Source organism: Terriglobia bacterium, assembly GCA_020073495.1.
Taxonomy (GTDB): Bacteria; Acidobacteriota; Terriglobia; order Terriglobales; family Acidobacteriaceae; genus JAIQFD01.
In genome coordinates this window covers 102,706-117,999 of record JAIQFD010000005.1, presented here as the reverse complement: position 1 = coordinate 117,999, position 15,294 = coordinate 102,706, and the positions used below count along the sequence as shown (strand labels likewise).

At 65.6% G+C, this 15,294-nt stretch carries 16 protein-coding genes; 2 read left to right on the top strand and 14 right to left on the bottom strand.

The window, feature by feature from the left end:
* The first annotated feature begins 5 nt into the window (after positions 1-5).
* On the top strand, positions 6-974 hold the full coding sequence (locus tag LAN37_14015) for a small ribosomal subunit Rsm22 family protein (GenBank protein MBZ5648326.1): 969 nt from the start codon (positions 6-8) through the stop codon (positions 972-974).
* The gene (sucB, locus tag LAN37_14010) at positions 953-2,449 is read left to right on the top strand and encodes a 2-oxoglutarate dehydrogenase, E2 component, dihydrolipoamide succinyltransferase (protein MBZ5648325.1); all 1,497 of its coding nucleotides are present in this window, start codon (positions 953-955) and stop codon (positions 2,447-2,449) included. Before LAN37_14015 ends, sucB begins: the two co-directional genes overlap by 22 nt.
* A gap of 52 nt (positions 2,450-2,501) precedes the next feature.
* On the opposite strand, the gene LAN37_14005 is transcribed toward sucB, so the two are convergent.
* The 14 genes from LAN37_14005 to LAN37_13940 form a co-directional block, all read right to left on the bottom strand.
* Positions 2,502-2,759, bottom strand: a complete 258-nt coding sequence (locus LAN37_14005) for a hypothetical protein (GenBank protein ID MBZ5648324.1) — start codon at positions 2,757-2,759, stop codon at positions 2,502-2,504.
* 79 nt (positions 2,760-2,838) lie between these two features.
* Positions 2,839-3,291 carry a glucosaminidase domain-containing protein gene (locus LAN37_14000; GenBank protein ID MBZ5648323.1) on the bottom strand — a complete coding sequence of 151 codons (453 nt, stop codon included), beginning with the start codon at positions 3,289-3,291 and terminating at the stop codon, positions 2,839-2,841.
* Between the two features lie 9 nt (positions 3,292-3,300).
* Positions 3,301-3,525 carry a hypothetical protein gene (locus tag LAN37_13995; GenBank protein MBZ5648322.1) on the bottom strand — a complete coding sequence of 75 codons (225 nt, stop codon included), beginning with the start codon at positions 3,523-3,525 and terminating at the stop codon, positions 3,301-3,303.
* A gap of 5 nt (positions 3,526-3,530) precedes the next feature.
* Positions 3,531-5,855 (bottom strand): hypothetical protein, encoded by a 2,325-nt coding sequence (locus tag LAN37_13990; protein MBZ5648321.1) that lies wholly within the window; start codon positions 5,853-5,855, stop codon positions 3,531-3,533.
* 159 nt (positions 5,856-6,014) lie between these two features.
* Positions 6,015-6,977, bottom strand: a complete 963-nt coding sequence (locus LAN37_13985) for a hypothetical protein (GenBank protein ID MBZ5648320.1) — start codon at positions 6,975-6,977, stop codon at positions 6,015-6,017.
* 1 nt (position 6,978) lies between these two features.
* Positions 6,979-7,359 carry a hypothetical protein gene (locus LAN37_13980; protein MBZ5648319.1) on the bottom strand — a complete coding sequence of 127 codons (381 nt, stop codon included), beginning with the start codon at positions 7,357-7,359 and terminating at the stop codon, positions 6,979-6,981.
* A 75-nt stretch (positions 7,360-7,434) separates the two neighbouring features.
* Positions 7,435-8,043, bottom strand: coding sequence for a hypothetical protein (locus LAN37_13975; GenBank protein ID MBZ5648318.1), 609 nt, complete (start codon positions 8,041-8,043; stop codon positions 7,435-7,437).
* Positions 8,044-8,190: 147 nt separating this feature from the next.
* Entirely contained in the window at positions 8,191-9,162 is a 972-nt protein-coding gene (locus tag LAN37_13970; GenBank protein ID MBZ5648317.1) for a hypothetical protein, read from the bottom strand.
* 157 nt (positions 9,163-9,319) lie between these two features.
* Positions 9,320-9,721 carry a hypothetical protein gene (locus LAN37_13965; GenBank protein MBZ5648316.1) on the bottom strand — a complete coding sequence of 134 codons (402 nt, stop codon included), beginning with the start codon at positions 9,719-9,721 and terminating at the stop codon, positions 9,320-9,322.
* 30 nt (positions 9,722-9,751) lie between these two features.
* Complete coding sequence (locus LAN37_13960) at positions 9,752-10,396, bottom strand: hypothetical protein (protein MBZ5648315.1); 645 nt, start codon at positions 10,394-10,396, stop codon at positions 9,752-9,754.
* Between the two features lie 83 nt (positions 10,397-10,479).
* Positions 10,480-11,682, bottom strand: a complete 1,203-nt coding sequence (locus LAN37_13955) for a phage portal protein (GenBank protein ID MBZ5648314.1) — start codon at positions 11,680-11,682, stop codon at positions 10,480-10,482.
* A gap of 389 nt (positions 11,683-12,071) precedes the next feature.
* On the bottom strand, positions 12,072-12,866 hold the full coding sequence (locus tag LAN37_13950) for a DUF3037 domain-containing protein (GenBank protein MBZ5648313.1): 795 nt from the start codon (positions 12,864-12,866) through the stop codon (positions 12,072-12,074).
* Complete coding sequence (locus LAN37_13945; protein ID MBZ5648312.1) at positions 12,866-13,690, bottom strand: phosphatidylinositol kinase; 825 nt, start codon at positions 13,688-13,690, stop codon at positions 12,866-12,868. The genes LAN37_13950 and LAN37_13945 overlap by 1 nt, the downstream gene beginning before the upstream one ends.
* Positions 13,691-13,779: 89 nt before the next feature.
* Entirely contained in the window at positions 13,780-15,285 is a 1,506-nt protein-coding gene (locus LAN37_13940) for a terminase (GenBank protein MBZ5648311.1), read from the bottom strand.
* Positions 15,286-15,294 lie beyond the last annotated feature (9 nt).

Sequence of the window (15,294 nt, the reverse complement as noted above, 5' to 3'; positions counted from 1 at the left end):
CCTGGATGCAGCTCCCGCACGCGCTTGCCGAAAGCATCGAATCGCTCATCGAGAATCGCGATTTCAAGGCCATTCGCCGAGCCGGCGAAGAACTCAGCGCGCGCTATCGCTCGGACCTGCCGCAGATCGCGCTGAGCACTTCGGAGCATCGCCTTGCTTATCTGCTGGTGCGCCTGCCCGCGACCTACGCGGCGATCTCCGGCGTGTTGAAGGAAGTGCGCGGACGCGTAGGCGAAATCCGCAGTGTGCTCGACCTAGGCGCAGGACCGGGCACCGCCGCGTGGACCGCTGCCGAACTATTCCCAAACCTCGAGCGAGTCACGCTCATTGAGCGCGACGCGGAGATGGTCGCGGTGGGCAAGCAGCTCGCGGCGGCGCATCAAGGCCTCGGCCGCGCAAAGTGGGTTACAAGCGACCTGCGCTCTGCCGCGCTCGCGCAACATGATCTGGTCATTGCAGCGTATGCGCTCGGCGAGATCCAAGAGAAGGGGCGAATGGATCTTTTGAAGCGGGCGTGGGAGGCGTCGGGCAAGGCGCTCGTCGTCATCGAGCCGGGGACGCCGCGCGGGTTTGCTTCCCTGCTGTCCTTGCGCGAGGCCCTGCTCGCGCACGGACAGCACATTCTGGCGCCCTGCCCGGGCAACGCTGAGTGCCCGATGGCGAAGCGGCCCGGCGACTGGTGTCACTTTGCAGCGCGCCTAGAGCGGACTTCCCTGCATCGGCGACTGAAATCCGGCGAACTGGGCTACGAGGACGAGAAGTTCTCCTACCTTGCCTTTGTCCGCGGCAAACCGGCTCCAACGGTTCCTGCGCGGATCCTGCGCCATCCGGTCCACGGCAAAGGACACATAAAGATGACGCTCTGCGAGGCGCCAAACCTGCGGGAGATCACGGTGACGAAGTCAGATCCAAACGCTTTTCGTGCGGCCCGGCGCGCGAAGTGGGGCGATGCATGGCCGCCGCCGAAGTCGTAAATACGGGCGGGCGGCGTCTCGCGCTAACATTATTTATAATGACGGATCGCAATCCCGCTGCCGGGCCAACCAGCAGCCTGTGGGGAAAAAGAACCATGCCGACTGACGTGATCATGCCCCAGATGGGCGAATCGATCTTTGAAGGCACGCTGACCAAGTGGCTGAAGAAGCCCGGGGAGAAGGTGCAGCGCGACGAGCCGCTGTTCGAGATCTCGACCGACAAGGTGGACGCCGAGATCCCTGCGCCCGCCTCGGGAGTGCTGACCGAGATCAAGGTGAAGGAAGGCACGACCGTACAGGTGAATACGGTGGTGGGCACGATCGCCGCCGAAGGCGAGTCGGTGGCCGCGGCGCCAGCCGCTAAGCCGGCGGCCCCGGCCAAGGCCGCTCCTCAGCCCAAGATGGAAGCTGCGAAGCCGCAACCCGCCGCGCGTGCCAAAGAGCAGCCGGCGGCCGCCCCGCACAAGGAGTCGGTGATCGAGTTCCCCGCGACCGATCGCGACCAGGAAGCAGAACACGTACGCTCCAGCCCGCTGGTGCGCCGCATCGCAAAGGAATACGGGGTGAACCTGACGCAAGTAGCCGGGACCGGCCTGGGCGGACGCATCACCAAAGACGACATCCTGGGCTTCGTGGAGCAACACCCGGGCGTCGCGGCGGCTGCGCCGTCTCGTGGGGCGGCCGCTCCCGCAGCGCGTCCGATGGAGATGCCGGCACGGGCAGCGGCCCAGCCCGCAGCTCCCCCGCCCGAGCGCGGTCCGATCGCAGTGCCCGGCGAGTTGGTAGCCATGTCGCAGATGCGGAAGATCATCGCGCAGCGCATGGTCGAGTCCAAGCACACCAGCGCGCACGTGTACTCGGTCTTCGAGGTCGACGTCACGCGCATCATGCGCCTCCGCGAGCGGGAAAAGGCGAAGTTCGAGGAGGCGAATGGCGTGAAGCTGACGGTGATGCCGTTCTTCGCGCGAGCCGTGATCAACGCTATCCGCCAGCACCCGATCGTGAACAGCTCGGTCGAAGGCGACAACATCCGCTACCACAAGAACATCAACCTCGGGATCGCGGTGGCGCTGGAGTGGGGGCTGATCGTGCCCGTCATCAAGAACGCCGAGGAGCTGAGCTTCGTGGGGCTGCAGCGCGCCATCACCGACATCGCCGAGCGCGCGCGCTCGAAGAAGCTGCGGCCCGACGAAGTCCAGGGCGGCACCTTCACCATCACCAATCCCGGGGTGTTCGGCCCGCTGTTCGGCATGCCCATCATCAACCAGCCGCAGGTAGCGATCATGGGAATGGGCGGCATCTTCAAGACGCCCGTGGTGCGCACTGACGAGGATGGCAGCGACAACATCGTGATCCGCCACATCATCCATGTCTCGCTCGGCTACGATCACCGGGTGGTGGACGGCGCCGACGCCGACAGGTTCCTGGCCACGCTGAAGAAGAACCTGGAAGGCTGGAGCGAGTCGATCTACTAGCGAACGTTCCACGTGGAATTGCGACGGCAGGCCGACCGGCCTGCCGTTTCCTTTATTGCTTCGCCCAGGTGGAGGCGTTCAGGCACTGCACCGTGCCGTCGATGACCTTGCTGAGCCCATCGCGAAACTTGCCCTCATCGAGGATCTCTCGATTGGAGATCGATTCCGCCATCGAGATAGCGGCGCTGACGAACGACAGCACCGATTCCTTCTTCTCGGCGCCGCTCTTCGATCCGAACAGCCCCTCGATTCCGGTCACTACGGCGGGGATGAAGGCGATGCCACGTAACAACTTTGCGAGAAAGTTCATAGTCGCTCCTTCGAGTACTCAGTACTCGGCACTCAGTACTCAGTGAAACCGCTGAGTACTGGCTGCTGAAGGCTGAGCGCTATTCGTTATCAAGCTGAGCGAAGTGGTGCCGGCGATAGAGCGCGAGGACCTTCTCGGCGTAGCACGGGTCGGTCGCCCAGTGTTTCGCGAGAGCCCGGATGAATGCCTCGGGATCCGCAGTACAGGCACGGGCTTCCTCGTAGCAGGCAAGGTCCGTGATGATGCGGTCGCGATCGGCGAAGCACGCCTGCATGGATCCGTAGCGGACGAAGCGAGCCGTGCAGCGCACCGCCTGGCCATCACGGACCTCGGTCGTGGATAGCTCGACGAACGGCCCGCCGCCGTGTGCCTTGATGCCGAAATAGTTGTGCGCCTCGCGTGAGAGCAGCGAATCGCCCCAATCGCTCTCCAGCGCCGCCTGCGCGACGGTGATCCCCGGCGGGAACCCGCTCTGGCGCAAGCATTCCCGCGCCGCCTCGGTGGCGAGGCGAATGAATTCATCCTTCGTCATGGAAGATAATCAGCGGTGCGTGGCGCGCAGGTAGTCGATGGTGAGGTGGATCAGCGTGAGGATCACGCCCACGGCGGCGCCGATCCCTCCGGCGCGCTGGACGAATTTCTCGTGCTCCTCGACGCGGCGCTCCAGTTGCTGAATGAGTCCCGGTGTGCCGTTGCCGACCAGCCAGCGCATGTGTGCCTTGAGTTCCGAAAGGTCGGCTAGAACCTTCTGCTCGAATTCGTTGATGTTCGTCATAGCGGGTAGTCCACATGCAGCGCGGTGGAGTAGCGCGAGTATTTACGGGGCGACGAAGCGTCGTACTGGCGCACGTAGAAGTCCACCACGCGCGTGATGCGGGTGACCGCAAAGGTTCGCGTGGCAAAGCGTCCTACCAAGTTGCGGTCGCAGGTATCGCCCCAGCCGCTGTCGCTGCGCCGGACCTCGAAGCCGCCGCCCGCGGGAGGGTTCGCGCCCGCGTCGATGGTGACGGAAGTGGAGGTGATGGCGGTCACCTCGGCCGCGGACAGGTCGGCGATGAAGGTATTTCCCGCTGTCACCGTCGTTGCAGTGACGTCCGGCGGCTGGGAGAGGTGTGCCGCATCGGACGCGACTGCCAGGGGCTCGGCGGCATCGTTGGCGAAGGCCAGCCGGTAGCGGCTGCGGTCGCCCTCAAGGTCCGCCGCTTCGATCTCGACCTCCCGGACGACGGCGCTGAAGCTCGCCGACCGCGAGGGAAGGCTGACCGCCAGCGCATCGCCAGGAAAGATGTCGTCTTCGACGCCGGGCAGCACATCGCTCCAGCAGGCATACTCGCCCGACCACGCTTCGGCGCCGTCATCCAGCATCGCCAGGGCGGCGTTCCCGCAGTCGACGGCGGTGCGCGGCCCGGGCTGCGCGACCGCCCGCATAGAGGCGCGCACGCCATCGTCGTTGCCGCGCGCCAGCGCCGCGATGCTGGCTGCGTCCTGGATGCGCACCATGGCCCGCCCGCGCGAGCGATACCGAACCACGATCTTCTCGTTAGGCACGGGCAGATACTCAGGATAGAAGCCGATCGCGGGGCTACTGCTGATCGTGCATTCGGCTCCGTCGGCGAAGTCGCCTACCAAGCGCGTGCGATAGCTGCCGGCCGGCGGCATGCTGCGGATCTCCGCGTCGCTGATGTGCCGCACCCGCGTGAACGACAGCGCGCACCGCAGGTCGATCGAATTCACCGGGGCATACGTGCACCACGCCGGGGCGTTCGTGATCACGCCGTCGTACAGGACCGTGGACGGCGCGGCCAACGTCGCCGGGTCCGAGGGGTCGACGTGGTGCACCTCGAGCACGATGCGCACGTCCGCAGCGACCGCGCCGCCGCCGCGTCCGCTGCCTGCGGGATGCAATGACGAGTGGAAGATCTCGCGGCTGCGGAAGATCTCGGCAGAGTAGAGACGCGTAGTCAGCGCGTAGCGATGCCCGGCAGCGGTGGTGATGGTCGGACCGGTCGCCGCTCCACTCACCAGCGCACGGATCGCGGACTGCGAGCCTGAAGGCGAGATGCGGAAACCGGCGAGACATCCGGAAACGCTGATCGCGCCGGCATAGAGCCCGCCGATCACGCCGTCCGACGCGGCGCTGAAAGTAGCATCGCCGTGCTGCAGCACGGTCCCCCCGCCCAGCTCGATCTTCTCGACGAAGCTGACCGTGGTCAGCCCGTCGCCGCGGCCGCCGTTCACATTGAGCTTGCCGCCGCTGACGCTGACCACGCTCGTCGAATCGGCCACGGCCCAGGCCGCCGGCGACAGCGCGGCCTCGTACTCCTCGTCCAGCAGGATGGCGCCGTAGGTGGTGAATGGCGCGTGCGAGAGGCTGAAATACAGCGTCAGGCCGTCGGCCAAAAAGTAGTCGTGGACGTAGCACCTCGGCTCCATCCGCCCGGTGACCGTGATGTCGTTCAGGCGCACTCCGGTCGAGCGCAGTTTCAGGCCCGCGGGGTCGAAGCTCGCTGAGGTCTCCGAGAGCATGTGGCTGCGCGACCCGGCCGGCTCCAGCACGATGCGGCCGTCGTGGACGCGATAGCAGCCGCGCGCCCGCAGCGCGATCTCGGCGGCGTGCTTCGACCACGCCTGCTGCGCATCGCCGTTGACCGAAGTCAGCAGGTCCAGGTCCTGCACGCCGGAGAGGTCAAACTCGCCGGCGACCAAGTCATTCGCCAACTCCTTCAGCGTCGCACCCGCAGTGCGGTTGACGAGTGGGGCACGAGCCGGGAGCTGTTTGCGATCGAGCAGAAAATCATCGCCGACGGCATGCAGGTGGTAGCGGAAGACCGGGCAGCTTTCCGCCCAGCCCAGGTACTCCGGGTCCGGAGCGGCCTCGAGATAACCCGTAAAGAGCGCCTTGCCGTCGCGTCGCGCGAGCACCACGCGGGCTCCGGCGACCGGCACGAGGAATGCGCAACTGTCGCCGACGACCGCCAGATCCATCTCCGCGGAAGTGTTCAGCCGGCGCAGGATTCGGGGCGGTTTCTCGACATCGATGTTGGCTGCGAAGTCCAGTGCGCCTTCGCCGTCGAGATTGTCGATGAGAAGCTTCATAAAGGTTGAACCGAGAACAGCAGGTGCGGAGCCACCACCCTAGGCGTCCAGGGGCGCGGGCGGTGCTACACTGCGCTCGCTTTCCGCGTTCCGAAAGCCGCTCAGGACGGGGCTTTCCGTTAGATCGTCCGTAAACGATGGGATTCTGGAGGATTTGGCCTAAATCAGTCCCGCCACGCGCGCCGGAAAATAGCTGCGGAAACAGACGACCTGCTCGCCGTCATTGGCGTCGGTGACCGGCAGCGCGATCCAGGCGGCGTGCAGCGCGTAGGCGCGCAGCTGGTCCGCGAGCTCGATAGCGGTTTCCTGCGCCGGCGCGGCCGACTGCAATCGCGGGTAGTGGAAACAGACGCGTCCGCCGGCTTCTTCCGGCAGGACGAACAGCGCCGACCATTCCTGAAAAAAACTTCCGCCCTCGCGGTCCACGAACGCGACCACTTTCTGCGCTGCCGCACCCGCGGACGGCGCGCCGCCGATGAGCGGCTGCTCCAGCGTGACGGTCGTACCGGAGATGGTGCCGATTCGCGCGACGTTAAATGTGACCCGGCGGACGGAGTCCGCATAGTGCTGGACGTCGGCGGGATCGCGAACGTAGGCGGCAGCGACTCCGGTGCCGATATAGCCGATCTCGCCGGCGTAATCGACATCCACAGCCAGCAAGTCACCGGTCTCGAAGGGCGGGGCGGAGGCAAACGACAACTCGCTCGCGGTCGATCCCGATGCCAGCGCGACGGCGGCGACAGGTGTGCCGCCCGATGCGCGCGCGCTGGCGGCGGGATCCTCCGCCAGGACGTTCATGTGCTGTGAGCCCGCGGCCAGCGCCATCTGCAGCTTGCCCCATTCGCGGAAGTCGAACTCGACGCGCGCCTCGAGCCGGCCGCGGAACTGCGCCGTCGTTACTCCCTTTGTTCCCACGCGCACTGGCTCGACGCGCGTCGCCGGCGTGCGGCGGAAGTTCTCGATCGCCCCCAGCTCGATCCAGGGCGCGGGCGGAGCGCCGAGATCGAACGGGCGCGCGGGATCGAACACCGTGGGCGTGCCGCTGGCGCGGTCCACGGGTGCGAAGTACGCGCGCACGCGCCGCGCCACCGGCGCCATCTCTTTTCTCACTCTCGTTGTCATGTCACTCGACCAGATTGAGGCGGTAAAGGTAGGGCTCGCCCGCGAAGGTGTCCACGCTGACACTTGCGATGCGCAGAAGCGACTGGCCGCGCTCGAAGCCGACGATGGCTTCGAAAAACGCCTCGGCGGAGTCGAAGCCGCGCGCCTCTGCGATGTATGCGGCGGTCTTGGCGCCCAGCAGCAAGTCGAAGCGGCGCTCGCCCGCGGGCCTCAGGACGGCGGGCGAGACAGGGACCTCTTCCAGCGAGCCGCTGGCATCGCCTGCATCGAGCTTGAGGGGCAGCAGCAGCGTGATCTCGCCGCCGCCCAGCGAGCGCAGCATGGCGTCGGTGGCGCGGGCGATGGCCAGGCCGCGCGCAGCGGCTGGGGATTCATAAGTCATGCGACCTCCTCGGCCTTGGGCCTTGGGCCGTGAGCCCTGAGCAGAACGCTCAAGGCCCAGTGCTCAGGGCCCGATTCAGAGTTTCTGCGCGACGTACGGCGCCAGGGCTGCGCGTACCGTATCGTCGAGCAGCGTGTCGGCGAAGTAATCGAGGCGCATGCGGTCGATGGACCCGCCGCGCACGTTGAGCGCGGGCGTGGCCAGCGCATTGCGAACGATCTGCGCGCAGGCGTGCTTCACCGGTTCGGAGATCGGATCGAGGCCCGCGGTGTACGTGACCTCGACCTCGTTGTAGGCCAGGCCCAGCGCGTTCTGCGGGAAGGTGAGTTCGCCCGTTGCAGCGCAGAAGTCGATCTGCGGCGGGTCGAGCGACGTCCACGAACCCGGCAGACCGAAGACCTGCGCCGCTTCCACCGCGAGTTCGTCGTGATCGCGCGGCAGGCCGTAACGCGCGCGGGCGGAAACCAACGGGCTCGTGGCGGGCGCGACGGTCGCCAGAGGGAGGAAGCTGAGGCGAACCGTGCCGCGCCCGCCCAGGCGCAGTCGTTCCACGTACTGCGCCACCGCCAGCGTCTCCCGACGGCAGTGCGCGTCGATGAGTGAAGACGCCGCGGCCACATACGCCGCTGGAACGGTCTTTTCCAGGCCGTAAGTCTCGTATTCGGATGGATCCAGGTAATTCATGCGAGCACCTACCACGGAGACACGGAGGCACAGAGAAGGTCAGAACGCAGAAGTCAGAATGCAGAAGTAACGCGGATCTCACTTCTGCATTCTTTGTTCTTACTTCCGCGTTCTCCGTGTCTCCGTGCCTCCGTGGTGGATTTGTCTTTACCGGGTGACGGTCACCTTGTAGTGCGCGTAGCCGGCGCCCTTGACCACCACGGCGCCAAACTTCACGATCACCATCTGCTGTCCCAGAGCTGCGGTCGTGCCCAGCTTGAAGACGCGCGGGTTGGGGTCGGTGAGCCAGTGGTACTCGATCATGGGCTCGCTCACGATGTAGCAGGGCAGTTGCGCCGAGCCGGAGCCGGGCGTGCCGGTGTAACTCAGCGCCCACTCGGGGATCAGCGGCAGCTCGCCCGCCTGCGTGGAGAGCGTCTTCACGCGCAGCCCGCCCGCGACCTCGGTGGAAGACAGCACCACGTTGAACTGGTCCTTCATCTCGCGGTCGATCAGATCGAGCAGCACGGGGTTGGAGTAGATGGCGGTGGGGCGCACCTCGTAGGAGCTATTGGCGACCATCAGTGCGACGATCTCCTTCAGCCCATCCACGATCGACTCGGCGACGCCGATGGTGTCGGTGTTGCCGCCGGCCGCGATCTGCCCGGTCACGCCGAAGTATTGCGGCGTGGTCGGCGTGGCCAGCGACGTGTCGTTGCCGTTCCACAGCGCGACGTCGTGGGTGCGCAGCAGGCCCTCGACCGCGTCGGCCAGGTCCTTGGCCTGGAGGAAGGCGAACTGCGATTGCTGCGCGCCCACCTCGGTGTCGAAGAGGTTGTAGTTGAGCTGCGAGACCAGCGCCTTGAGCGGCACGCTGCGCTCGACGCGTGTCGGCGAGCCGACCACGGCCACGATGTTGCGCGGGTCGGTGAAGGCTTGCGCCGCCGTCGGCGAGGTGATCGCGGTCTGTTCGAAGAAGCGCGACGGATGTCCGGTCGCCGGCACCTGCCGGATGCGCTGCCCGAATACGCCGCGCCGCTTCACGATGTCGGTGATCTCGGATTGGTACCGATTGATCTCCACCGCGCCGGGGCCGAGATAGTCCGCGGCCGCGTGGATGTCGAGGAATTGTGCGGTCATGTGTGTCCTTTCAGAGATGTGTTGGGTGTGAACTGCTGCGCGCTAGCCAAAAGCAATTAGCGATTAGCCGTTAGCGTTTAGCCGTCCAGTTCAGGTGCTAAACGCCAATCGCTAATCGCTAATCGCTCGCTGACGACTGCCGAGAGGCGACGGACGGCTACTCGATCAGCCCTGCCTCCGCCATCTGCGCCTTGACGGCGATGCGCTGATCCACGGCAAGCGAGGCCAGCGCCTTGTCGAGCAGCGCGCTGTCGATCCTGGCGTGCACGTCCTCGATGCCGTTCTTGGAGAGCAGCGCGGTGACCAGAGGCGGCAGGGTCTTGCGCTCGACCGGCTTGCGTTCGAGCTGCGCCTTCAATTCGGTGTTGGCGCGCTCCAGGTCGGCGATGCGAGCCTCGAGTTGGGTGCGCTCGGCGGCCTCGTCCACGCAGGCGACGATGCGGTCGATCTTGACCGACAACTCGTCATGCTGGGCGTGGACGGCGGCGAAGGTGCGTTCCATCGCCTCCGCGGCCACCGCCAGGCGGTCGATGAGTTCGGTGAGTTGGTGTTCGTTCATGCATTAGCTCCTAGCTGCTAGGTTTTGCTGTTAAACATGAGGACGGGTCCCTGACCAGTCCAGGCGACGTGCAGGGTCGCTGTGCGCGGATCGAAGACCCGCGCCCACGCTGGATTCGAGTTCGATCCAGGTCTGCGAGTACGCGGCTTTGTCGCGGCGGAGGATCGCCGCCCCGGTGAAGGTGACGTCGGTGAGCGTCCAGATGCGGGCGTTCACGTCCTGCACGGTGGCGTCGGAGAGTTCATACGACATTCCCAGCCGCGCCGGGTTCCAGCGCAGCTCGCGGACCACTTCGGGAAAATCTTTGGCGAAGATGTAGCCGGAGACGGCAATGCAGTTGCCGGTTGTCAGTTGTCGGTTGTCAGATCGCCTGCCTGCCAACTGGCAACTGGCAACTGACAACTCAATGACCTCCGCCGAAGTGATGATGCCTACTTTTCGCTTCGCGTCATGCGCGTCGAGTGCCGGGGTGTAGTCGAGGGCCATGCCCAGCAGCGATGCCAGGGCGCGTTCGGCGGCCTGTCGGGTGAGCAGCACACGATGGTCACGCGCGCCCGACGGCGGGCGGTCGCTGGGCGTGTCCACCAGCGTCAGCACGCCGCGGAAGGGCAGACGATTGGGGTGTCGAGACACCGGCGGCATCTCGATCGCCATGGATTCGAGTTCAAGGGTCATAAGTTTTCTTGGATTTCACCGCCGAGAACGCCGAGACCGCAGAGAGGAATCTGTTGCCTCGGCGTTCTCTGCGATCTCGGCGGTTAAATTGAGAGCTCGGGCAATCCGCGAAGCCTGCGGACTTCATTGACGGTCATCACCCCGCTGCGCAGCAGGATCTCTTGGATCTCCGCCTCTTCGCGCTCGTTGCGCACATCGGTGTCGGTGAAGACGAATTCCAGATCGTGCCAGCCGAGCTTCTTACCGATGGCGTCGCGCGTCAGGTGCTCGGCCAGCAGGCGCGCCGTGGGCACGATGGCCTGGCGGAAGGCCAGGTCGCTGAGCTCGCCGGCGGTGGAGCGGTTGACGTCGTGCTCCAGGCCGAGGAAGAGCGGCGGCAGGTCGAAGGCGTCGGCCACCACGCGCAGCAGGAACTCCTGCCAGGAGAGGCGCAGGTCGGCGTCAGTGCCGCCGCCGAAGCGCAGCACCTCCGGCTTGTGCTCGACGGAGAGGATGGGCACGCGGCCCGTACCCTCGATCTCGTCCTGCCACCAGCGGATGAGCCGCTCGTGGTGCGCCGGCGTCAGGTCCTGGAGCCAGAGCGCGTACTGCACCACCGAGTTCGACGCCAGCCGCGCGGCGTAGCGGTGCGCGCCCAGGAAGGCGTTGATGGTCTCGAACGCCACCTCCAGTCGCCCCAGGCCGAAGGGCGTGTGGGTGCGCGGGTTCAGGCGGATGTAGATGAGTTCGTTGTCGTTGAGTGCGATGCGCGACTCGGGCCCGAAGCGGCCGGTGTCCTGCACGTAGCGCGGCGAGTCGGGACGGCCGTCCCAATCCGCGCGCATGCGGATGGTGGAGCCGTCCACCGGCCACAGCACCAGCGGGCGCGTAGGCTCCTCCGTTCGCTGCACCTCGATGGCGCCGAAGCCGCCGACGATCACGTCCTCCAAGACCTGCTCGGCGAGCGAGCGGAAGCTGTCGTCGGAATTGGGCGCGTCGAGGTTGTCGGTAAGCACGCGGATGCGCTCCACGCCCTCGGAAAGCTCCTCGAGCGCGCGGCCGTTCTTTGGCTGCACCCGCCAGCGCATCCCAGCGACGCGGTCCTTGATGGTGTTGATCGCCTTGCGCGCAATGGGTGTCTCCGCGAACCGGCGTAGGTTATACGGCGTGCACTTGGGCAGTGCGCCGTTGGTCCCGCGCGGCGCGTAGGTGTTCAGGATGCTGGGCAGCGCGAGCGTGCGCCGCTTGTCGGACACACTCCCGCCCAGGCGCCGAAGGGCGCTGAGGAACGTCTCTTTGATTGTCATGATTTTTCTAGAACCGCGGCTTCGCCGCGAACAACGAATTCGTTAGGGCAGTGTCGTACCCCACCAGAACCACCAGGTGGTTACAACAGCCAACCAGATCGACGCAATGTACCGGAGCTTTCCGAAGGTTCCCACAAGCCCTGCCGCAAGCGCTGTAAAGACTCCGACGCGAACGAGCATATGCACAGGGCGACTGCTCGTACCCAAGTTCCAGTGGACGGCGACGCCCATCGTCACTAGCCACCACAGTGCGCTTGCAATGATGAGATACGCCGCGACGATTGTCGGCATTCGGCGTCGCTCATCAGGCTTAGATTGCACGACGTACGCGATCGTGTGGACGAATCCACCGATTCCAAGCACTGGAATCAACCACAACAGAGAGTCCATCAGACCTTCAGGTCGCCACGCACCCGGTTCGCTATTGCCGCAAGCTCACCCGCATTGGTGACTGCGATTTGCGCATTATCCAGTGTCTCCAGAGCGAACGCCACCGCGTCGTCGCCGCGGTCGAGGTCGTCTTCGACGATGGCGGTGAGCGAGGCCTTGGCCTGCTCGTGCTTCAGAATCCCGGCCTCGATCTGGGGGAAGGAGAAGGCCAGGATCTTGGCCGTTTCGGGTTCGGTCGCGAGCGAGACGGCGTGGAACATCTTGACCTCGCCGTTGGGACGGTAGCCGCAGTCGATCTTCAGCGGGTCTCCCTTGTGCGTGTACTGCGCGACGGCGATGCGATGGCGCATGAGCTTCCACACGCCCGCCTGCACGAAGGTGTCGCGCATGCGGGCGAAGATCGCTTGCCGCGCCGAGAGCTTGCCCTTCCCTGCCGGACGCTTCACCTCCAGGTACATCTGCACCAGCCGCTCGATTTCCGCCGCCGGGTCTTCGGCCAGCAAGGCCTTGGTGGGCGAGAGCTGGATGGCGTTGGAAAACGAGTCCTGGAGCTTTTTCAGCAACCGTTCGCGGTCAGGATCTCCTAGTAACGAGCGCAAATCTCCTTCGAGCGCTTCGAGCATCTCGACGTCGGCCGCGGGATCGAGGCAGCGCACCCGCCGCCAATCGTGAGTAAAGCGCACCTGGGCGCCGCTGCCGTTGAGCAGCACAGCGCCGATATTCACGAACTCGTCTTTCACCGCATCCGGCACGTACCGGATGAGGAAGAACTCGCACTGTTTGCGCTCGGTCATCAGTTCACGTACGCCTTGTTCCGTTTCGCCTCCGGTTCAACAGCTACCGGCTGACGGCTCCCTCCCCAGTTTGGGAAGGGCGCGCGGGAACTATCCCGGAATGATTCAATCAATTCGCGCACGCGCGAGCGCCGCTTGAGCAGAATCTCGCACAGGCGCTCCAGTTCGTCCCAGTCTGAACCGTACCATCCTGGCGGCACCGCCTCCGCGCACTGCCACAGCACGCTCTCGTCAAAGCTCTCGATGCGCTCCAGCCAGGGCTCGAACAACGACCATCCAGTCACCCCGGCGTACACTGCATTGCGCATGTACACGCCGCGTAGCGGAGAGTCCGGGAACGTCCACTCGCCGGCGTTGAAGCAGTATCCCTGGTCGATGAAGGCCGCGGAATACCGGCGCTCGCGCGACTTGCGCCAGAACGCCGCCTGGCGCCCGTTGGCGTTGCACGTCCACTTGTCGAGCGCCAGGACGCCGGCGAAGGCGCCCAGGTTCTTCACTCGCTCGAGCAGTGGGTCCGGGATGTAGTCGAAGACCTGCCCCTCGAGCGGATCCACCAAATAGCGCGACCCGAACTGCAATCCCGGCGTGCACTTGACCGACTGGCCGGCCAGTTCGATCCGCAGCTCCGATGTGTTGTCGATCAGCCACGCAGCGACATCGACGACTTCCGGAACCGGGACCGGTAGCCCGACGCGCTCCGCCAACCGTGTAGCAAGCAACTCGTTGGCCAGAACTCGCACGTGCTGCGGGTTGTTCTGAAACTTGACGACGTAATAATTCCCGTCGTCGGAGCGCATCAGGTGGCCTTGCGCACCGCCCCGCATGCGGCGGACGTGCTGGACCGCGTGGACCAAGCGAAGATGCTAAAACTCGTCGATACGCACGTCTGTGTCCGCAATCACAGCTGCGTTGTTCATCGCAAAGACAGGGTGGCCAGCTCCAGGGCCGGGCGGTCGTCCACCATCTCCTGCCGGACGGCCAGCGCGATGGCGGTGGCGATCACGCAATCGTCGTGGGCTCCGGCGGCCGCCGCCGAAGCTCCGTCGGGATATCGCACGAACGTGCGGCACTCCTCCAGCAGGGTACGGCTGGAGAAGAGCTGGGGTGCGTTCGCCAGCACGGCGGCAAAGTTTGCCAGCATGGAAGGACGGGTGACCGCCGAGGTCAGCCATCCCAGTTGTCCGCCGTGCTCGTAGAGCCGCTCGTACTTGTCGCCACGGGCGAGGTGCGCCAGCACGGCATGGCCGTGATTGTTGCGTTCCACCGCCACCAGCGCCTGGTTGTACTCGCGCGCCAGCGCGGCCACGCGAGCGGCCAGCTCCTGCGGCGAAAAGTGCCCGCGCAGCTCGGCGCACTGCATGGCGGTTTCTTTTTCCATGACCTCGGCACAGGCGTAGTCGCCTTCGCTGCCGCCGCCCGCCGGGTCCACGCCCACGATGTACTCGCGCCGTGGGCTGGACGGCAGCCAGATCCTCAGCCGGGCGTTGTCGCGCGTCTCGGGCGGCTCGCCACACTCCGCCAGGCGCTGCTCGATCTTCTCCAAATCGAAGACACAGTCGCCGCTGGCCAGGAAGCAGTGAGTGTCGTCTTCGGCATACTCCTGCGGCGCCAAGCCGCGGAACTCGGATGTCAGCCAGCGGCGGTACGAGATCTGCGCGAGGTCAATTCCTTCCCGGAGCATCAGCTCGCGCTCTTCGGCGGTCAGGTCTTCAGCCTGTATCTTCTCTTTTCGATACGACTCCTCGAACCACCAGGGGAAGAAGTGCTTTACGTATCCAGACTCCGCAGCGCGTTGCCACTCGTCATAAAAAACCCCGCCCGCGCCGGCAGGCGTGGATTCGAGCACGATCTCGCCCTCGCGCGGCACGGCGGCGCGCAGCGAGGCCAGGGTCGCGGCGGCGTCGCGCGGCCAGCGCGCCACCTCCGAGCAATGCAGGTTGTGGATGGTCAGGCCCCGCCCAGCATTCCCGTCGGCGGCCGACTCGACGCGGTACTCGCTATCGAGGTGCGGAAACACGATCTGCCCCACGTTGTCGCGCGACGTCGCCAGCGCCCCCGTTCGCATCCGCTCCGGCAGGTTCTCCAGGAAGCGGTGCACGATGCGAAATATCTCTTCAGCCGACTCCCGGTCGTGCGCCACCTGCACGCTCAGCGTCCCCGGCCGGGTGATGGTCGAGACGAAGAATCGGGCCGCGACCCAAGTCGTGACACCCAGTTGGCGCGCCTTGAGCACGATATTGCGCCGCCCGCAGCACTCGGCGAATCGGCGCTGCGCCCGGTTCGGCGCGAGCCGCACCAGATTGCCTTCGCGATCGCGGATCTTCAGCAGCGAGCGCGTCAAAAAGTCGCGGATACGGCCACCCGGCGCAGGGTCGTCCAGCCGCGCGCCCAGCGCGATCAGTAAGTCCAGGTCATTCATGGGAAAGTG